20 protein-coding genes and 1 pseudogene are annotated in these 19,176 nt (G+C 71.0%); 13 read left to right on the forward strand and 8 right to left on the reverse strand.

The annotated features are described in order from the left end of the window. A partial coding sequence (locus IEZ19_RS45780; protein ID WP_229841599.1) for a hypothetical protein occupies positions 1-422 on the forward strand: 422 nt, incomplete at its 5' end. 160 nt (positions 423-582) lie between these two features. Here the strand turns inward: IEZ19_RS45780 and IEZ19_RS45785 are convergent. Continuing rightward, entirely contained in the window at positions 583-1,062 is a 480-nt protein-coding gene (locus tag IEZ19_RS45785; RefSeq protein WP_189317311.1) for a CGNR zinc finger domain-containing protein, read from the reverse strand. Between the two features lie 104 nt (positions 1,063-1,166). Here IEZ19_RS45785 and IEZ19_RS45790 point away from each other — a divergent pair, with 104 nt between their 5' ends. The 4 genes and pseudogenes from IEZ19_RS45790 (at position 1,167) to IEZ19_RS45805 (ending at position 5,884) form a co-directional block, all read left to right on the forward strand. Then, positions 1,167-2,033 carry an alpha/beta fold hydrolase gene (locus tag IEZ19_RS45790; protein WP_189317312.1) on the forward strand — a complete coding sequence of 289 codons (867 nt, stop codon included), beginning with the start codon at positions 1,167-1,169 and terminating at the stop codon, positions 2,031-2,033. 141 nt (positions 2,034-2,174) lie between these two features. Continuing rightward, positions 2,175-2,981: pseudogene (locus IEZ19_RS53265) on the forward strand (transposase); the annotation flags it as partial. 494 nt (positions 2,982-3,475) lie between these two features. Beyond that, positions 3,476-4,009: a GNAT family N-acetyltransferase gene (locus tag IEZ19_RS45800; protein ID WP_189317313.1), complete on the forward strand. Its 534-nt coding sequence runs from the start codon at positions 3,476-3,478 to the stop codon at positions 4,007-4,009. 189 nt (positions 4,010-4,198) lie between these two features. Next, positions 4,199-5,884, forward strand: a complete 1,686-nt coding sequence (locus IEZ19_RS45805; protein WP_189317314.1) for an ISAzo13 family transposase — start codon at positions 4,199-4,201, stop codon at positions 5,882-5,884. Positions 5,885-6,030: 146 nt separating this feature from the next. On the opposite strand, the gene IEZ19_RS45810 is transcribed toward IEZ19_RS45805, so the two are convergent. Next, positions 6,031-6,816 carry an SDR family NAD(P)-dependent oxidoreductase gene (locus tag IEZ19_RS45810; RefSeq protein ID WP_189317315.1) on the reverse strand — a complete coding sequence of 262 codons (786 nt, stop codon included), beginning with the start codon at positions 6,814-6,816 and terminating at the stop codon, positions 6,031-6,033. A gap of 73 nt (positions 6,817-6,889) precedes the next feature. On the opposite strand from IEZ19_RS45810, the gene IEZ19_RS45815 reads away from it, so the two are divergent. The 5 genes from IEZ19_RS45815 (at position 6,890) to IEZ19_RS45835 (ending at position 12,434) form a co-directional block, all read left to right on the forward strand. Further along, on the forward strand, positions 6,890-8,101 hold the full coding sequence (locus tag IEZ19_RS45815) for a cytochrome P450 (protein ID WP_189317316.1): 1,212 nt from the start codon (positions 6,890-6,892) through the stop codon (positions 8,099-8,101). Position 8,102: 1 nt separating this feature from the next. Next, the gene (locus tag IEZ19_RS45820) at positions 8,103-9,041 is read left to right on the forward strand and encodes an NADP-dependent oxidoreductase (RefSeq protein ID WP_189317317.1); all 939 of its coding nucleotides are present in this window, start codon (positions 8,103-8,105) and stop codon (positions 9,039-9,041) included. Beyond that, complete coding sequence (locus IEZ19_RS45825; protein WP_189317318.1) at positions 9,035-9,700, forward strand: EthD domain-containing protein; 666 nt, start codon at positions 9,035-9,037, stop codon at positions 9,698-9,700. Before IEZ19_RS45820 ends, IEZ19_RS45825 begins: the two co-directional genes overlap by 7 nt. Then, positions 9,697-10,773 (forward strand): oxidoreductase, encoded by a 1,077-nt coding sequence (locus tag IEZ19_RS45830; RefSeq protein ID WP_189317319.1) that lies wholly within the window; start codon positions 9,697-9,699, stop codon positions 10,771-10,773. The genes IEZ19_RS45825 and IEZ19_RS45830 overlap by 4 nt, the downstream gene beginning before the upstream one ends. A gap of 77 nt (positions 10,774-10,850) precedes the next feature. Then, positions 10,851-12,434, forward strand: a complete 1,584-nt coding sequence (locus IEZ19_RS45835; RefSeq protein ID WP_189317320.1) for an FAD-dependent oxidoreductase — start codon at positions 10,851-10,853, stop codon at positions 12,432-12,434. A gap of 3 nt (positions 12,435-12,437) precedes the next feature. On the opposite strand, the gene IEZ19_RS45840 is transcribed toward IEZ19_RS45835, so the two are convergent. Genes IEZ19_RS45840 through IEZ19_RS45855 form a run of 4 tightly spaced genes read right to left on the reverse strand, consistent with a single transcriptional unit; the run spans position 12,438 to position 15,160 of the window. Beyond that, complete coding sequence (locus tag IEZ19_RS45840) at positions 12,438-13,211, reverse strand: enoyl-CoA hydratase/isomerase family protein (protein ID WP_189317321.1); 774 nt, start codon at positions 13,209-13,211, stop codon at positions 12,438-12,440. A gap of 2 nt (positions 13,212-13,213) precedes the next feature. Then, positions 13,214-13,723, reverse strand: coding sequence for an HtaA domain-containing protein (locus tag IEZ19_RS45845; protein ID WP_189317322.1), 510 nt, complete (start codon positions 13,721-13,723; stop codon positions 13,214-13,216). Further along, entirely contained in the window at positions 13,720-14,019 is a 300-nt protein-coding gene (locus tag IEZ19_RS45850) for a hypothetical protein (RefSeq protein WP_189317323.1), read from the reverse strand. The genes IEZ19_RS45845 and IEZ19_RS45850 overlap by 4 nt, the downstream gene beginning before the upstream one ends. Positions 14,020-14,038: 19 nt before the next feature. Further along, positions 14,039-15,160, reverse strand: a complete 1,122-nt coding sequence (locus IEZ19_RS45855) for a hypothetical protein (RefSeq protein WP_189317324.1) — start codon at positions 15,158-15,160, stop codon at positions 14,039-14,041. A gap of 83 nt (positions 15,161-15,243) precedes the next feature. Between IEZ19_RS45855 and IEZ19_RS45860 the strand changes: the two genes are divergently transcribed. Together IEZ19_RS45860 and IEZ19_RS45865 are read left to right on the forward strand one after the other, a co-directional pair. Then, positions 15,244-16,023, forward strand: a complete 780-nt coding sequence (locus IEZ19_RS45860) for an enoyl-CoA hydratase (protein WP_229841601.1) — start codon at positions 15,244-15,246, stop codon at positions 16,021-16,023. 80 nt (positions 16,024-16,103) lie between these two features. After that, positions 16,104-16,919, forward strand: a complete 816-nt coding sequence (locus IEZ19_RS45865; protein WP_189317325.1) for an aspartate/glutamate racemase family protein — start codon at positions 16,104-16,106, stop codon at positions 16,917-16,919. Between the two features lie 10 nt (positions 16,920-16,929). Here IEZ19_RS45865 and IEZ19_RS45870 read toward each other — a convergent pair whose 3' ends face one another. Next, positions 16,930-17,271 carry an SRPBCC family protein gene (locus tag IEZ19_RS45870; protein ID WP_189317329.1) on the reverse strand — a complete coding sequence of 114 codons (342 nt, stop codon included), beginning with the start codon at positions 17,269-17,271 and terminating at the stop codon, positions 16,930-16,932. A 936-nt stretch (positions 17,272-18,207) separates the two neighbouring features. On the opposite strand from IEZ19_RS45870, the gene IEZ19_RS45875 reads away from it, so the two are divergent. Continuing rightward, positions 18,208-18,645: a transposase family protein gene (locus IEZ19_RS45875; protein ID WP_189317326.1), complete on the forward strand. Its 438-nt coding sequence runs from the start codon at positions 18,208-18,210 to the stop codon at positions 18,643-18,645. Here the strand turns inward: IEZ19_RS45875 and IEZ19_RS45880 are convergent. After that, a partial coding sequence (locus IEZ19_RS45880; protein WP_189317327.1) for an IS5 family transposase occupies positions 18,576-19,176 on the reverse strand: 601 nt, incomplete at its 5' end. The genes IEZ19_RS45875 and IEZ19_RS45880 overlap by 70 nt on opposite strands.

A 19,176-nucleotide genomic window follows, 5' to 3' on the forward strand; every position in this document is an offset into this window, starting at 1 on the left:
TCCACACGGTCCTGATCAGGAGGGTTCCGGCACCGCGGGCAACGGTGGTCACCGTGTTCCCTCCTTGCGCTGGCGCCCCCGAGATCTTCTACCACGCCTCGGTGGACCTCTACGCAGCAGATCCCACGCCGAAGCTCACAAAGACGGTGAGCGAGACCAAGAGGGTGCCCGTCGACCGCTTCGAGGACACGGTCACCAACGGCTCACCGCTAATTCTCGATTTCGAGGCCTCGTCCGCCAAGTACGACGTGACGTGGAAGTTCCGTATCGACTACACCGTCGATGGCCAGTCGAAGACCGCTTGGATTCCCGACGCTACGCATGCGTTCCACACACTCGCCACACGATCCGACGCCCCTGAGCTGACCTATTCTCCCGGAACAGGCGGCATGTGGACCGCCCGAAAGGGGTCGCCAGACTGACAACGTCCACGCTCCGATCCCTAGCCTGCACTCTTCTGACACGGACGCTTCAGGAACAGGCACTGAGCTTGTTCTTTAATGTCCCGTGTCGAATGGTGCATCGAACTTGATCGTTCGCGTGTCGACTTGCGGGGGACGTGTGTTGGCGCGCGGGACGGGGTCAGCGGGTGCGTTCGTAGTGGCGGCGTGCTTTTTCGCGGTTGCCGCAGGCAGCCATTGAGCACCAGCGGGCGCGGTTGGCGCGGCTGCGGTCGAGCAGGAACAGTTGGCACGCGTCGTTGGCGCAGGGGCGTAGTCGGCCGGGTAGTCGCTTCTCGGTGGCGGCCCAGGCGAGGACCACCTCGACGGCCAGCCGGGCGTGTGGGGGCGTCTTGACTGTCCACTGAAGACCATCCGAAGTGATCTCCGGGATCTGGTAGACCCCTTCGAGCAGCGGGCTCAGCACGGCGGGCGAGCTTTCTCCGCGCACTACGTCTCGCAGGGCGTCCCGTGCCTCGCGCAGCAGCGCCAGTTCCGCGAGGGTGCCTTCGCCGCCGTGCTCCCGTGCCCAGCGCCTGCCGCTGGCCGGGTCGCCGAGCGCGTCCTGTTCCTCGCCGTTGACCAGTGGCCTGCTGTTGAGCAGGTCCAGCAGAGCGTCCATCGGGCGCCACTCCCTCTAACCAGATTGAATCCCTTGACAGGTTAGCTCACCTCATGCTTGCATGGCGAGGAACTAACCGGATCAACTATTTGAAGGGGTTAGAAATGAGCTCGGTGCACCACCGGACCGCCACCGTCGACGGCCACGAGATCTTCTACCGCGAGGCCGGCCCCGCCGACGCCCCCGCGATCGTCCTGCTACACGGCTACCCGACCAGCTCGTTCATGTTCCGTGACCTCATCCCGCTGCTGGCCGACAAGTACCACGTCATCGCGCCGGACCACCTCGGCTTCGGTCTCTCCGACGCCCCCCTCACCGACGAGTTCACCTACACCTTCGATGCCCTCGCCGACCTCACCTCCGGGCTGCTCAACCAGCTGGGCCTGGACCGCTACGCCCTCTACGTCCAGGACTACGGCGCCCCGATCGGATGGCGCCTCGCGCTCAAGCACCCCGAGCGGATCTCCGCCGTCGTCACCCAGAACGGCAACGGCTACGAGGACGGTTTCGTCGAGTCGTTCTGGACCGACGTCTGGGCCTACGGGGCGAACCCCGGCCCCGACACCGAACCCGCCGTCCGCGCCGCGCTGGGCATCGAGGCCATCCGCTGGCAGTACCTGCACGGCGTGCCCGACCCGAGCCTGGTCAGCCCGGACACCTGGGAGCACGACGTTGCCCTCGTCTCCCGCGAGGGCAACGACGAGGTCCAGCTGGCGCTGTTCCGCGACTACCAGAACAACCGCCCGCTCTACCCGCTGCTGCACGAGTTCCTGCGCACCAGCGAGGTCCCGGTGCTCGCTGTGTGGGGCCGCAACGACGAAATCTTCGGCCCGGCCGGCGCGCAGGCCTTCGCCCGCGACGCCAAGGACGCCGAGGTGCACCTGATCAACGGCGGTCACTTCCTGCTGGAGAGTCACCTGGACGTCGTCACGGGTTACCTGCGCGGCTTCCTCGGGCGGGTGCTGGGCTAGGCTCGTTCGTTAAGGTCTGATCTCGAACGATTCCTCGAACGTGATCGCTCGTACGGGGATCCTGGGGACGTGAACACGGCCTCCGTCTGATCCTGTGCTCCGACCAAAGAGGCACTTGACCAGCACGAAGGTCGTGGAGGAATGAGTCTGCTGCATCACGATGTCCGGCGGGAAGCGTTCGCGGCGGCGTCACACTTCCGGGACGACTTCTTCGACTGCCTGACCGTGCGCGGGGACGCGCTGTTCGAGCTGACCGACGCGTTGCTGTGCGCGGACGGGCCGGTGACCACACCGGTGGATCTCACGCTGACAGCTGAGCACAGGCGCGGGCATGGCGCGATGTACGACGCGCTGAACAGCGGCAATGTCGATGTGCCGCGGTTGCGGCAGGTGCTGGCCGGGCTGCCGCAGCCCAAGGCCGCCGACGGGCGCCTGGTCCTGGCAGTGGACGTCACCCACTGGCTCCGGCCGGACGCGCAGACCAGTGCGGACCGCTTGTTCTGTCATGTCTACGGCCGCAGCGGACGCTCGTCGGACCAGTTCGTGCCCGGCTGGCCCTACTCGTTCGTCGCCGCGCTCGAGCCGGGCCGGACCTCGTGGTGCCAGATCCTGGACGCGCTGCGGCTGGGGCCGGCCGATGATGTCGCCGAGGTCACCGCGGCCCAGGTCCGCCGCGTGGTCGAGGACCTCATCGACATGGGGCGGTGGCGGCAAGGCGACCGCGACATCCTGATCGTCTTCGACGCCGGCTACGACGCCCCGCGCATGGCCTATCTGCTGCAAGGACTGCCCGTGGAGGTCCTCGGGCGGATGCGCACGGACCGCGTCATGCGCAAGCCGGTCCCGGTGCCGTGGATCTCACCGCCACAAGGCGGACGACCAGCGAAGCACGGCAAGGAGTCCCCCTTCGCCAAGCCCGACACCTGGGGCGAGCCTGATGCCGCAACCGTGCCCGCGCCGGGAGGCGTCCGGGTTCCGCTCGAACGGCCGTGCCATGCCGCCCGTTATCCTGCCGCCTTGGCGACTTGCGCTGATCGCCTAGAACAGGACTCCCCGATGACCACTCCCCCGCCGCCGATCACCGACCCGTCCGCACTGACCTGCCCCGGCGACAAGATCGGCCCCTGCGCCAACTGCCAGCGCAAAACCTACAAATACGGCTCCGGCGGCAGCCCCCTGTGCCAGTGGTGCATGGGAATCTTTGGAAACGGCTCTGACCGCGATTCCGTCAATGATCTTGGTACTGCGGCAGGCTGCCGCCGAATCGGTCTCACTTCTCAACCGCGCTGCCGAAGTGGCACGTCGTCTGCCCGGCCGTCGGCCCGATGTTTCACCCGTCACGGGGCGCGGTGCAGGCGGCTTGACGCCTTGTGGTTCCGCAGCAGCAGCGCGGGCGAGCGCCGGATTACCGATGAGGGCGTTGCCTTCGGCAGGATGGGCGCATGACCGAGATCCGCACACCCCGCCTCCTCCTCCGTAGCTGGCACGACGACGACCTCGCGCCGATGGCGGACATCAACGCGGACCCCCGGGTCATGCGCTGGATCGACGACGGCTCGGTGCGCGACCTGGACCACACGGCCGAGGACATCGAGCGGTGGGAGGAGGAGTGGGACGAGGAGGGATTCGGACTCTTCGCCGTCGAGCTGCTGGCCTCGGGCGAACTGATCGGCTTCACGGGACTGTCCGTGCCCGAGTTCCTGCCGGAGGTGATGCCCGCCGTGGCGATCAGCTGGCGGATCGGCTCACAGTTCTGGGGCCAGGGATACGCGTCCGAAGCCGCTCACGCCACATTGGAGTTCGCTCTCCAGGACCGCGGCCTGGACCGCGTCATCAGCATCAATCGGGTGGGTGACAATGCCTCCGAGAACGTCATCCGCAAGCTCGGCATGGTGCCCGAGCGAGAGACGGCACACCCGGTGTACGGCTACCCGCTGCGCGTTCACGCCATCGATCTCACCGAGTTCCAGGCATGAACCGGCCAAGCCGTCGATCACCACAAGACAGCCGACCACTGTCCCTACGTCCCCGAGCGCATTGATCGCGACGGCACGGAGACCCCGTCCAGGCCAACCGCACGGTGATGAAGCTTCCCCAAGGCCAGGTACTTAGGACGTGCAGAGCATTAACCCGTAGCTTTCCGTCCTGTAGCTCGTTGATGTGGTATGAGCGCACTGGAGGGGCAACAGGCATCGCTGGCAGCCAAGTTCGGGGCGATTTTCCCGCACCTTGACGAGCGCCAGCGGCGGCTGCTGATGGGGGCGGAAGCCCGGTCGATCGGCCATGGTGGGATCAGGCTGATCGCCCGCGCCGCCGGGGTCCGCGAGGCGACCGTGTCACTGGGAGTACGTGAACTCGACTCCGGAGAAGCCCCGTTGGGACGTACGCGTCGGCCGGGCGGGGGTCGCAAGCGTGTCGTCGACCTGGACCCCGCACTGCGGAGCGCGCTGCTGGCCCTGGTCGAACCCGACATGCGTGGCGATCCGATGTCGCCGCTGCGGTGGACCACCAAGTCGACCCGCAACCTCGCCGAGGAACTGACCCGTCAGGGACATCGGATCTCGGCCGACACGGTCGGTGACCTGCTGCGCGAGGAAGGCTTCAGCCTCCAGGGCAACGCCAAGACCATCGAGGGCCGGCAGCACCCCGACCGGGACGGGCAGTTCCGCTACATCAACGAGCAGGCCAAGGCCCACCAGGCAAGCGGCGACCCGGTGATCAGCGTGGATACCAAAAAGAAGGAAATCGTCGGCCGCTACAAGAACGCCGGCCGCGAGTGGGAACCCGCCGGTAAGCCGGTTGAGGTCTCCACCCACGACTTCCCCGACAAAGAGCTCGGCAAAGCCATCCCCTACGGCATCTACGATCTGGCCGCGAACACCGGCTGGGTCAACGTAGGCACCGACCACGACACCGCTGCCTTCGCGGTCGAGTCCATCCGCCGCTGGTGGCACGGGGCCGGCCACGCTGCCTACCCTCATGCCCGGCGGCTGCTGATCACCGCGGACGCGGGCAGCTCCAATGGCTACCGCACCCGCGCATGGAAGGCCGAACTGGCTGCCCTGGCCGTGGAGACCGGACTGGAGGTCACCATATGTCACTTTCCTCCAGGAACGTCGAAGTGGAACCGGGTCGAGCACCGACTGTTCTCCCACATCACCATGAACTGGCGCGGCAGGCCGCTGACCAGCCATGAGGTGATCGTGAACAGCATCGCCGCGACCACCACCCGCACCGGGTTGACCGTCCACGCCGCACTCGACACCGGCACCTACCCCACCGGCGTGGCCGTCGGCGACCGGCAGATGGCGGCCCTGCCGCTGACCCGCCACGACTGGCACGGCGACTGGAACTACACGCTGCGTCCCGAGGCCTATGCCCAGGTCAGCGACGCCCCGGACCCGTTCGACCAGCCCAGCCCCGACCTCGCCTGGCTCTGCCACCCCGCCATCACCGGGCTGTCCGCCGATCAGTGGGACGCCCTGACCACCACGCTCACCACCCTCCACCAGGACCAGCGCGAGGCTGACCTGGACAAACGGCGGGGCCACCGCCCCCGCGTCAAGGGCGACGGCACCACGGGACGCCGCCCCGTCCTCACTCTCGCCGACCGGCTCCTGGCCACCCTCCTCCACTACCGACTCGGCCTGCCCCAGGTCGCCGTCGCCACCCTGTTCAACGTCCACGCCGGAACGATCAACAGGCGCATCCGCGACATCCGCAACCTCCTGGAAACGGCCGGCCACACCATCCAGCCCGCAGAACCCCAACTCGCCAGCCTGGCCGACCTCTACGAGCTCACGAGAACGGCAGGCATCCCCTATCCAACAGAGATCAAGACTGCGAGTTAATGATCTGCACGCCCTTACGCGGCAGGCTTTGCGGCATGCACTCGCTCGACGTCTCGTGACCTCCCCCCATATGCAGCGATGCAGGGCAGGTGCCGCTGTCCGAGCCGCGTGTTCCATCGAACCAACGACTGGATCTCCGGTTGAACTCAGGCGAGGGGGCGGGGGTAGCTCGCGGTGACGCCACCGTCGACCACGAGCACCTGACCCGTCACCATCGACGCGTCGTCAGAGAGCAGGAAGGCCACGGCGGCGGCGATCTCGTCCGCGGTGGCGAAGCGCGGGATGAACGACGCGTGGAGCAGGACCTCCTTGAGCGCCGGGTCGATGCCCGCGGTGGCGGGGGTCTCGACGGGGCCAGGGGCGACGACGTTGCTGCGGACGCCGTCGCGACCGCCGGCGGCCGCCACTCCGCGGGAGAGGGCGAGGAGCGCGGACTTGCTCGTGGCGTAGCCGACCCGCTCGGGCTTCGCCTCGTACGCCGAGATCGAGGAGGTGTAGACGAACGCGCCGCCACCGGCCGCGCGCATCGCGGGCAGCGCGTGCTTCGCGGCGAGCAGGCCGCCGCGGACGTTGACCGCCATGATCCGGTCCCAGACCTCGACGGGGAGCAGGGCGGGGTCGCCGTCGCCCTCGGTGACCGGGCCTCCGGTGAAGGCCGCGTTGCTGTGGACCAGCGTCACGGGCCCCCCGGCCAGCTCGGCGCCGCGCGCGACCACCGCGCGCCAGTCGTCCTCGTCGGCCGCGTCGAGGCGCAGCGCCCACGCCGACGACCCCGACGACGCGAGCTCGTCGGCGACCGCCGAGGCACCGTCGAGGCCGACGTCGGTCACGAGGACGGCGGCGCCGTCCCGGGCGAGCCGCCGCGCGCTCGCCGCCCCGATGCCCTGCGCCGCACCCGTCACGAGCGCCACCCGTCCGTCGAACCGCGCCATCTCCGACCTCCCTTGACGTAAACCAAACGCCGTTGGAGCATACGGACACCTTGACCGATGGAACAGGGTGGCGATGATGACGGCGACAGACGGCGCGATCGGGAACCTCGACGACGTCGACCTCGGGGCGCTCGAGTTCTGGCTCGACGACCCCGAGCCGACCCTGCGGCGACTGCGCCGGGAGCGTCCCGTGGTCCACGAGCCCACGAGCGGCTGCTGGATCGCCCTGCGCCACGGTGACGTGCGGTCCGCGCTGCGCGACACCGCCCTCTTCTCCTCGGCGCTCGGCATCCACCGGCCGAGCCCGCGGGCCAGTGCGATCGACGACTACCTGGCCGGGTCGCTCATCGTGAGCGACCCACCCGACCACACGTTCCTGCGCAAGCTCGTGCTGCCCGGCTTCACCCCGCGGACCGTCCGGGCGCTCGAGGACCGGGTCCGCCAGCTCACCGTGGACCACCTCGACGCCGTCGAGGAGGGGCGCACGTACGACGTCGTGCACGACCTCGCCGCCCACGTGCCTGCGTCGATCATCTGCGAGCTCCTCGGCATCCCCCGCGCGGACCAGGAGCACGTGGCCACGCTGATCGAGGCCTGCGGTGGCGGCTTCGACAACCGCAACCCGGTGCAGGACGAGCCGTCGCGGCTCGTCTTCGACTACCTCGAGCAGCTGCTGGCCGACCGCGGGGCCAGCGAGCCGGACGACCTCATCACCACGACCAGCCGGCCGGCCGACGACGGGCGGCGGCTCACGCCGTACCAGGTCATGCAGTTCTGCTTCCTGCTGCTCATCGGCGGCACGGACAACACCCGCGCGACGATCTCCACCGGGATGGAGCGGCTCGGCGCACTCCCCGAGCAGCGCGACGCCCTGGCGGCCGATCCCGGACTGCTGGCGACCGCCACCGAGGAGATGATCCGGTACGGCTCGGTCGCCGCGATCACCGCCCGCACGGCGATGCGCGACACCGAGCTCTCGGGGGTCCCGATCCCGGCCGGCCGGATGGTGCTGCTGGTCATCGCCTCGGCGAACCGGGACGAGGACGTCTTCGGCCCCGACGCCGGCGAGTTCCGCCACGACCGGCACCCCAACCCGCACGTCGGCTGGGGGTTCGGCGCGCACGCGTGCGTCGGCGCCCCACTCGCGCGGCTGACGATCCGCGTCTTCTTCGAGGAGCTGCTGCAGCGGTTCGCCTCGTGGGACACCGGCGAGCTCTCTCCCATGGGCAACTTCGAGCACTACTGCGGGTTGGACCGGCTCCCGGTCACCCTGCACAGGAGGTGACATGCGCGTCGTCGGCTTCACCGAGCCCGGCGGTCCCGAGGCGCTCGGGGTCCACGAGGTCCCGGACCCGCACCCCGGGCCGGGTGAGGTGGCGATCCGCGTCCACGGCGCAGCCGTCAACGCCGCCGACCTGCTGCGCCGGCAGGGGCTGACGCCGCCGCCCCCGGACCAGGAGCCGCCGTACGTGCCGGGCATGGACGCCGCCGGAGTGGTGGACGCGGTCGGCGACGGCGCGCCCTTCGCCGTCGGCGACCGGGTGATGGCGATCGTCTTCCCCGGGGGCCCGCGCGGCGGTGCGTACGCCGAGCGCATCGTCGTCCCCGCCGCGTCGGTGGTCCGCGCTCCCGACAGCATGGACCTGTACCGCGCCTCGACGATCCTGATGAACGCGCTGACCGCCACCCTCGCACTCGAGGCGCTGGAGCTGTCGTCGGGCGACACCCTGCTCGTCACCGGCTCGCTCGGCGCCTTCGGCGGCTACGCCGTCGAGCTCGCCACGGCGGCCGGCGTCCACGTGGTCGCCGACGCCAAGCCGGGCGAGGAGGACCTGGTCCTCGCCCTGGGCGCGGCGGAGACGGTGCCGCGCGGTCCCGGCCTGGTCGACGCCGTCCGGGCTCGGTTCCCGGAGGGGGTCACCGCGTCCCTGGACACCGCGTTGCTCGACGCCGCGCTCGTGCCCGCGGTGCGCGACGGTGGCCGGATGGCGGTCGCCCGGGGCTGGCGCGACGACCCGGGCCGGTCGATCACGGTCCACAACACCAGCGTCATGACCCACCGCGAGGACACCGCGAGGCTCGCGCGGCTCGCCGAGCAGACCCGCGACGGCGTGCTCACGCCGCGGGTCGCCGACGTCCTGCCGGTCACCGAGGCCGCCGAGGCGCACCGCCGGCTCGAGGCGGGCGGGGTGCGGGGGCGGCTGGTCCTGGACCTCGCGTGCTGACGTGGGTGGTGCCCTGGCGGCGCGCCGCCGGGGTCTCCGTCGCGGACTTCCGGGCCGCTCTGACCGCCTCGGGCGGGCTCGTGGCCGACGTACCGGGGCTGCGCGCCGCGACCCGCGCGCTCACCACGGACCCCGGCTACGCCAAGGGCGACCCCGTGTACGACGCGGTCGACGAGTGGACCTTCGCGGACGCGGCCACCGCACGGACGGCCCTGGCCTCGCCCGAGGCGCGGCGCGTGGCGGAGGCCCACGGCGCGGACCCGGACGCGGTGCCGGCGTTCCTGACGACGGCGCATGTCCTCAAGGACGGCCCGGTGCGGCCGGACGGCCTGGTCAACTACGAGTTCGTCCGTCGGTCGCCGTCCCTCTCGGTGGCGGAGTTTGGCAGGTACTGGCGCGAGCACCACGGCCCGCTGGCGGCGCGGATCCCGCAGCTGCGGCGCTACGTGCAGCGGCACACGGTGGCCGCCGACCACGACCCGGAGCCCGCGTGGGAAGGTGCCGCGGTGACCTGGTTCGACGACCTGGCCGCGATGCGGGCGTCCGGCGCGACGCGCGAGTACGCCCGGACCCGGGACGACGAGGAGGCCTTCCTGGCCGACGCGCACCGCCTGCCGTTCGTCATCACCCAGCGGCGGGTCCTGGTGGCGGCCTCGTGACCGCCGCCGCAGCGCCCCTCGAGCTCGCGCACGGCCCGGCCTGGGCGCACCGCCTGGTGCTCGCGCCGCTGACGAACCTGCAGTCCGAGCCGGACGGCGTGCTGGGCGAGGACGAGTACCTGTGGCTGGTCCGGCGCGGCGAGGGTGGCTTCGCGATGGTGATGACCTGCGCGGCGCACGTCTCCGCGGACGGTCAGTGCTTCCCCGGCCAGCTCGGGGTGTGGAGCGACGCGCACCTGCCCGGGTTGAGCCGGCTGGCCAACGGTCTCCGGGCCACCGGCGCGGTCTCGGCGGTGCAGCTCCAGCACGGTGGGCGCCGCGCCGACCCGGCCCTCAGCGGGCGTCCCGTCGTCGCACCGTGGGACGAGCCGGCCAAGTCCGCGACCGCCCTCACGACCGACGGTGTGGCGCACGTGGTCGCCGACTTCGGCGCGGCCGCCGCCCGAGCCGAGCGGGCCGGTTTCGACGGGGTCGAGGTGCACGGCGCGCACGGCTACCTGCTGGCCCAGTTCCTCGACGCCCGCCGCAACCAGCGCCCGGACCGGTACGGCGGCTCGCTGGAGGGCGGGCTCCGGCTGCTCCTCGAGGTGCTCGGCACCGTCCGGGAGCGCACCGGCCCGGACTTCCAGGTCGGCGTGCGACTCTCGCCGGAGCGGTACGGGATCGTGCTCGGGGAGGCGACGGAGGTCGCGGCCGCCGTGATGGCGTCGGGGCTCGTCGACTACCTCGACCTCTCGCTGTGGGACGCGTTCAAGGCCTCACCCGAGCCGGACCGGCCCGGCGCCACCCTGCTCGACCACTTCGTGGGGCTGCCCCGCGCCGGCACGCGGCTCGGCGTGGCCGGGAAGATCGTCTCGGGCGCCGATGTCGTGTCCTGCCTGGCCGCCGGCGTCGACTTCGTGTCCATCGGCACCGCCGGCATCCTCGAGCACGACTTCGCCCGTCGGGTCCTGACCGCACCCGACCATCCGGGGCTGGGCCAGCCGGTGCCGCGCGACCACCTCGTCGCCGAGGGGGTCGGCCCCGCGTTCCTGGACTACCTGTCGACCAACTGGGACGACTTCGTCGCGTGACCGTTGCCCTCGTAATCCAAGGGCGTTAGATTTAGTCGGCCAGACGGCGCCAAGCGACGAGAGGACGGCGGTCAGGGATGACGGAGGAGCTCGAGGTCGACGTGGTCTGCGTGGGGTCGGGAGTGGGCGGCTGTGCCGCGGCCGCCACGGCCGCGCACGCGGGCGCCGAGGTCCTCCTGGTGGAGAAGAGCCGGTTCGTCGGCGGCGTGACGGCGTACTCCGGCGGCCAGGTCTGGATCCCGGCCAGCCGCCAGCAGGCCGAGCTCGGCATCGAGGACACCGTCGAGGACGGCGTGGCGTACCTGGAGGAGCTCGCGCAGGGTTGGGGCGACCACGAGCGCACCTCGAGCCTGCTGCACGCGGCCAAGGAGGCGCTGGAGTACTTCGAGGACGAGCACGCCTTCGCCGCCCGGGTCATCAAGGACCTGCCGGACTACTACTACCCGCTGTTCCCGCACGCGGCCGCGGACGGACGGTACGTCGAGCCCAAGCCGATCGACACCGAGCTGCTCGGCGAGCTGGGTCCCGTGCTGCGCCGCTCCCCCATCGGCTCGAGCGGCGGCGGGCTCGGCAAGGACGGAGCCGAGGGATCGGTCGGCGGCCGCTTCGTGCAGATGGGCGAGGGGCTGGCGGCGCACTTCGTGCACGCCGCCCAGCAGGCCGGCGTCGGCATCTGGACCGAGAGCCCGGCTCGCGAGCTGCTCGTCGAGGACGGTCGCGTGGTGGGCGTCCGGGTCGCCACCCCGGACGGCGACGTCGTCGTCCGGGCCCGCAAGGGCGTCGTGCTCGCCACCGGCGGCTACGACTGGAACCCCGACATGGTGCACCGCTTCGAGGGCGTCCTTGACTCCCACGGCAGCGCGGCTCCGGCCGGCATCGAGGGCGACCACATCGTGATGGCGGCCCCCACCGGTGCGGCGCTGGCCTTCCAGCCCGCTTCCCGCAACGTCATGCAGGTCGGCTTCCCGACCGGCAAGATCGACGAGGACGGCCACGACCTGCACTCGTCGTACCGCGCGGTCAACCCGCACGAGATCATCGTCAACCGGTCGGGGCGGCGGTTCGCCAACGAGTCGTTCTACCCGGCGCTGTCCGCCTCGATGCAGACGCTCGACGGCAACGACCACAGCCTGCCGAACTGGCCGTGCTGGCTGATCTTCGACTCGGCCTACCTGGAGCTCGGAGCGGACCGGGCCCCCTCGCTCGACCTGGCGGTCTCGGCCGACACCATCGCCGAGCTGGCGGAGCTCGCCGGCATCGACGCGGACGGCCTCGCCGCCACCGTGGCGGCGTACAACCGGATGTGCGCGGAGGGTCGCGACACCGAGTGGGGCCGGGGCGAGCAGCCGTGGTCGATGGAGCTCTTCGCCGGCGCGGAGACCACCGACGACCACAACCCGAGCCTCGGCCCGATCGACCGGGCGCCCTTCTACGCGGCGCGGATGTCGCGGGTGCAGTTCGGCATCGGCTCGGCTGGGCTGTCCATCGACCGGGACGCCCGGGTGCTGCGCTACACCGGCGAGCCGGTCGAGGGGCTGTACGCCGTGGGCAACTCGGCCGGCCGCGACGACGTCGGCGCCGCCCTGCAGAGCGGGGTCGCGAACATGCGTGGGCTCACCTACGGCTACCTGGCCGGGAAGCACGCCGCCGCCCGGCGCTGAGCGTCAGCGCCCCTCGAAGCGAGGCGGACGACGCTCCCCGAAGGCCGCCGTGCCCTCGGCCCGGTCGTGGGAGTGGGAGTGCAGGTCGGCGACGAGCGCCTCGAGGCGCAGGGCCGACGACTGGGGCTGCTCCGCGCCGTCGCGCACCAGCTGCTTGACCCGGGCCTGGGCCAGCGGGCTGCGGCCCGCCAGTCGTTCGGCGAGGAGGTCGACCTCGCGCTCGAACCGGTCCCGCGGCACCGCCCAGGTGACCAGTCCGCACGCGACCAGCTCCGCGGCCGGGAGCAGCTCGCCGGTGAGCAGCAGGCGCCGGGCCATGCCGGCGCCGGCTCGCCTGGGGAGCCGCACGGTAGCGCCTCCACCCGGCACGAGACCGTAGGTGGCGTGCGCGTCGCCGATCCGGGCGTCCTCGACCGCCACGACCAGGTCGCAGCAGAGCACGAGCTCGAGACCGCCGGCGACCGCGGTGCCGTTGACCGCGGCGACGACCGGCTTGGGGCAGTCCTCGATCGCGGCCAGGACGGCCAGCAGCTCGCGCTGCAGCCGCTCGGCCTCGCCCTCGGCCAGGACGGCCAGCGCGGTCAGGTCGCCTCCGGCACAGAACGCCCGGCCCGCGCCGGTGATCACCAGCACCCGGACGGACGGGTCCTCCGCAGCGCGGGTGAGCCCGGCGCCGAGCCCCTCGACGACCGACGGGTCGATGGCGTTGAGCCGCTCGGGCCGGTCGAGGACGAGCCAGGCGGCGGCCCCGCGCCGCTCGTAGCGGACCGTGGTCACGGTCAGACCACGACGCGGAGGTTGACCGGGTCGAACGGCTCGCCGGCCTGGTACACGTCGTTGAACAGCGGCACGCCCTCGGCCCGCAGCGTGGCGGTCATCGGCGGGTAGAGCCGGGCGCCCAGGTGCTCCACCCACGGCCGGGGTTCGAGGTCGAGCAGGGTCAGGCGGCGGTCCAGCGCGGGGTACGTCGCGGGGTCGGCGATGCTCAGCGTCGCGCCTCCCTCCGTGATCGTCACCCACGGGTCGACGAGCATGAGGAAGAGGGCGCCGAAGTGGCCGGGGAAGCGGACGTCGCCAGCGAAGCGGAGCGTGCCGGTGCCGATCTCTGCGTCGTAGTCGGCGAGCGAGTCGGTCGGGAACAGCAGCCGCCCCTCTGAGCCGAGCACCGCGCCGCGGTCGACGGAGTGCTTGGCGTCCGGCAGCCGGCTCAGGTACTGGAGGAAGCTGGCCTTGAGCCCCCAGAGCAGCCCGGTGGGCAGCTCCTGGGAGGCCGCAGTCGCGTCCGTCACGGCGCCTCGAGGTGCGCTCGCACCAGGGCGTCCTCGGACGTCCAACCCTGGCCGGCGGCGTACCGGATCATCTCGTCGTAGTCGGCGCGCCACCCGTCGGTACCGGGGTCCGCCCGGCGGGCGAGCTCCTCCACGCGCAGCCACGCGTGGGAAACGTCGTCCCTGCGCTCGGCCAGCCCGTCGGCGGTGAGGCGGTCGACGACCGCGGCCCGGTCGAGGTCGGTGACCACCGCGAGCTCGGTGAGGACGTCGGGCTCGACGACCCCGACGTGGTCGGCGATGACGGTGACGCGCACAGCATCCCTCCTGGGTGGGTCAGAGGTCCGCCAGGACCCGGTCGGCGGTCTCGGCCAGCCGCGCGGCGTTGCCCTCGTCGAGGGCGTACGGTGCCACCCCGCCTGAGTAGTCGGGCGGACGGGCCTCGACGACCCTGGCGGGGGCGCAGCCCTGCCAGTAGACCGGCGCCGTCTCGTCCAGCTCCGGCGCGGTCGCCACCAGCACCGTGGTGGCCGCGCCCTGGGCCGCGGTCTTGAGCGGCAGGTCGGTGGTGTCCCACTCGATGTGGCGCTGCAGCCGCGTGTGGATGATGCCGGGGTGCAGCGCGAAGCCCTGCACGCCACGGTCGGCCCAGCGGCGCCGGTCTCGACCGCGGTCAGCACGTCGGCGGTCTTCGACTGCCCGTACGCCAGCCACGGGTCGTAGGGCCGGTAGCGGAAGTGCAGGTCGTCGTGGACGACCTGCGACCGCAGGTGGGCCGCGGAGCTGACGCACACCACGCGCGCCCCCTCGGCCGCCGCCAGCGCGGGAGCCAGGCCCTGCAGGAGGGCGTGGTGGCCGAGGCCGCGCCGGGCGGCGATCTCCTAGGCCAGGAACTCCTCGAGCCGGTGCGCGGCCTCCTTGCCGCGCTCGGGGTGCTCGGTGTCGGCGAAGGCGGCCATGAACTCCTCGCCGAGGCGGGACCCGCTCCCAGTCGGAGTCGATGCCGAGGACGCGGCAGATCACCAGGACCGGCACGGGCCGCGCGAACTCGGTGACGAGGTCGGCCCGCCCGCGCTCGACGAGCGGACCGAACGCGTCGGCGACGATCCGGCGGATGTCGTCCTCGACCGGCTGCAGGGCCTTGGGCGTGAACCGCGGCAGCACCAGCTTGCGGAAAGCGCCGTGGCGCGGCGGGTCGAGCTCGGCCGGGATCACCGGCATCGACTTGCCCGTGGGCGGGATCATGATGCCGTCGGCGACCGAGAAGGTCTCCCAGTCCGCCGAGGCCTCGACGATGTCCGCGTGCTTCGTCAGCACCCAGAAGCCCCCGCACGCCTCGCTCCACCCCACCGGGTGCCGCTCCTGCAGCTCGCCGAGCGTGCGGAACAGCGTCTGGGTTAGCTCCGGGCGCCGGTTGTCGAGATCCACCAGGTGGGGCGCGTGGCGCGGATCGACCATGGTCGGTCTCCTTCGTTCCACCGGGGGCAGCGGCCCTCCGAGCTGGCAGCGACGGCCCACAATAATCAAACAGTGTACGTTTTGTGGTGCCCTACGAGACGCTACTGCTCCACCGCGCCGGCGCCGTCGTCACCGTCACGCTGAACCGTCCCGAGCGCCACAATGCGCTCAGTTCGCAGCTGCTCGAGGAGCTGAGCGCGGCGATGACCGCGGTGCGGGACGACCCGGACGTGCGGGCGGTGGTACTCACTGGCGCGGGCACCTCGTTCTGCGCCGGGCTCGACCTGCGCGAGCTCGGGTCGACCGGCGACAACATGCGCAAGGTCGGGCCGTTCGCGGGTCTCACCGGACCGTGGCCGGCCGTCGGCAAGCCGGTCATCGGGGCGGCCAACGGCCCCGCGGCCACCGGCGGCCTCGAGCTGGCGCTGCACTGTGACCTGCTGATCGCCGCCGAGGGTGCGGCGTTCGCGGACACCCACGCGCGGGTCGGGGTGCTCCCCGGATGGGGGCTGACCTACCTCCTGCCCCAGGCGGTCGGCGTCCGGCGCGCACGCGAGATGAGCCTGACCGGCCGGATGATGCCGGCCGCCGAGGCGCACGCGTGGGGGCTGGTCAACCACGTCGTGCCCGCCGACGAGCTGCTCGCGCGGGCCCGGGCGCTCGCCGCCGAGATGGCGGAGGTGGCGCCGGAGATGGCCGCCGAGCTGCTCGACCTCTACCGCGAGACGACGTCCACCACGGTCACCGACGCGATCGCGATCGAGGCGCGCCGGTCGGCGGCCTGGGCCGACGCGCACTTCCGTCCCGAGCTCGTCGGCGCCCGCAGCGACGGGATCATCGCGCGCGGCCGCACCCAGGCCTAGAACCCAACACTGTTGCTTTCAGGTCCGGGCGTCGCTAGCGTGGCGGTGCCCACCCGTCGTACCGCTCGCCGGAGGACCGCATGCGGATCGCGCACCTGACCCCGCCAAGCGCCGCGTACCTCGTGCCCGACCCGGCCGAGCTGCCCGGCCACGAGGACGTCACGGTCGAGAACGTGATGATCCGGGTCGAGGTCCCGCTCGCGACGGACCCGGCGCGGCTGGTGCTCAAGGACCTGGTGTACGTCGACAGCGCGCTGCAGGCCGTCGCCGACGGCTTCGACGGGATCTTCGTCAACACCGTCGCCGACTACGGCATCGACCTGATCCGCGGCACCGTCGACGTACCCGCCGTCGGCGCCGGCGAGGCCTCGGTCGCCGAGGCGGTCAGCCTCGCGCCGACCTTCGGCATCGTGACCGTGTGGCCGTCGAGTACGCAGATCTACTACGACCGCGTCCTGGCCGCGACCGGCGCCGCCGACCGGTGCCGTTCGACCCGTTTCGTGCTGGAGGAGACCGAGCTGGCCGGGCTGGGTGGAGGCGCCGGCGTGATGGCCGCGGCCCACGACCCGGACTCGTCGGTGGCCGCCCGGGTCCTCGCCGTGGCCCGGGACGCCGTCGACCGCGACGGTGCCGAGAGCATCGTGCTCGGCTGCTCGTGCATGACCCGGCTGACGTCGTACCTCGCCGCCGAGCTGCCCGTCCCGGTCGTCGACCCGAGGGCGACGGGCTTCGCAGCCACCGTCGCCGCGGCGCGGGCCGGCCGGACCTCGGTGGAGGCCAACCCGGACACGGTCGCGCGGATCAGGGCCGCGGTCGACGTGTGGGCCGGGATGGGTGACTCGGTCACCACCGCGTGGGCCGACGACTGCGGGGACGTCTGCGCGACCGTCGCCTGACGGGAGGGGCTCAGAGCCCGAAGTACGCGGCCAGGTCCGCGGTGAAGGCGGAGTAGCACGACAGGAACGCCTCGCGCATCTCGTCCTCCACGTCTGCGTCGCAGTCGTAGTCGCCGTACCACTCCACGAACGTGTGCACGCTGGACGTGACCGGCCGGACCCGGATGGTCGCCACGTAGGTGCGGACGGGGAACGGGATGGCGTCGGGCGGGAACTCGTACCGGTAGCTGCGGTCGTGGGCGTCCATGCTGACCAACCGCTCGCGGGCCAGCCCGCCGCCCACGATGGACAGGGCGCGGACGGCGACGAACCGCCACCTTGCGCCGTTCTGGTCCCCTGACGTTGCCGTCAGCTACTGCCGTCACCCCACGCAGACGCCCCGCCAGGACGCACCTGACGGGGCTTCCGCTTTGCTGCCGCTATATAACGCGGCACCTACGTACTCGCCGGAAGACTCAGCGCGAAATCGGCACGCTATTCGACCTCGGTCAAGTCGATGCGATATTCAGGACGCACATCCTCCACAAGACGCTTCCCACCAGTCTTCACCATGCCGCGAGCCCACCAGAATTCGCCTGGGACCCCAGGGAAAACTTCTGGAATCAGAAGGGCGCGGAACCTTGAATCGATCTCCTCCACCCTTGCGCGCAGCTAGGAAATTTCAGGGAATTCCTGCAACTCTACAGAAGTCGGAGCCCGCTCCAAGGAATCTCTTGAGGTGAGATCGTTGAAGTAATCCTCAACGTCGCGCGAATGACCCTGCTCGCAATCATCAACGAACCTCGACCAGCGCCCCAGGAGCGCCTCCGGAGCAGTGTCCCGCCAACGGCCCGACGCCCTGATGAAGCTAGAGAATTCTTCTTCGAAGTTGGTGATTTTTCGAGTCACCTCACCTGGCCGCCTCCCTCGCGAAATAGGTAGCTGGGTCATCTGGTCGGAAATAGGTCGTAATGGTGTTCCCGTTCCTCATTCCAACTCTTCCCTGCGAGTCCATTCGTATAATTACGCCGTCACTTCGAACGGCCTCACGGGCACCGGCCGGGCAGGGAGCGTCTCGGTTTTTGTGTATGCCCTTCCTTTGGTGTTTTGGCGGTTTACTTAGGATTGGTCACTCGTTGGTGGTGAGCGGGAGTCCGTCGAGGTCGACTCGATCGCCGTAGAAGCCAGGCGCCGTGCGTTCTCGCATCGCGGGATGAACGGGTGTTGTTGACGGGGTGCATGCAGGAGGGCACGGTCCTCGTTGATCACGTGGAGTCGAAGCCATGTGACGCGAAGGAACCGTGCCCGGATGCCATCCTGCCTGATCGAGGACGTTGCCCGCACCCTCGATGACATCGAAATCCCTCTTGACCAGGCGTTCTTGGCGGGATCGCGGGAGGTGATGACGCTGGTGACGGATCCGCGCCGCAGGCAGGGATGCCGGTACCCGTTCACCGGCCTGCTCGCCGTCGCCGTCATGGCCGTGCTGGGCGGCGCGAAGTCGCTGGCCGGGATCGCGCGCTGGGCCCGGGGCGCGGACACCCACCTGCTCCACGTCCTCGGCCTGACGCACCGCCAGGCCGACACCGTGCCGGCCGCCACCACCTGGGGCCGAGCGCTCGCCAAGACCGACGGCGACCAACTGGACGACGCACTAGGGCGCGTATCGAGTCGTGATCAAGTGGTGGTCTGGGCGAGGTCTTTGATCCAGATCATCGAGGCGCGCAGGTGGAGGCCGGCGAGGTAGCTTTCCGGGGTTTTGTCGTAGCGGGTGGCGATGCCTCGCCAGGCCTTCAGCTTGTTGATCAGGCGCTCGACGGTGTTTCTCTCCTTGTAGAGGTCGGCGTCGTGGCTGACGGGCCGGCCACCGCTGGAGCCCTTCTTCTTCCGGTTGGCGGCCTGGTCCTTCTTCTCCGGGATCACTGCCTTGATGCCACGTTGCCGCAGGTGGGCGCGGTTGGCGCGGGACGAGTAGGCCTTATCCCCGGCGACCGCGTCCGGGCGGGTGCGGGGGCGGCCGACGGGCCCGCGGACCCGTATCTTCTTCAGCACGGGGATGAACCGTGGGCTGTCGGCGGCCTGTCCCGCGGTCAGGACGAGTGCCAGCGGGCGGCACTTGCGGTCGGCGGCCAGGTGGACCTTGCTGGTCTGCCCGCCCCTGGAGCGTCCCAGGAGGGCGGCCTTCAGCCGGAGTTTTCGGCGGCGCCGGATGCGTCGTCGCTCTTCCCGTGCGGGATCGGTCTCGGCGTCCTGCCCGTTTCGTTCTTCGAGGCTGCCC

The organism is Streptomyces brasiliensis (assembly GCF_014647875.1).
GTDB classification, from domain to species: domain Bacteria; phylum Actinomycetota; class Actinomycetes; order Streptomycetales; family Streptomycetaceae; genus Streptomyces; species Streptomyces brasiliensis.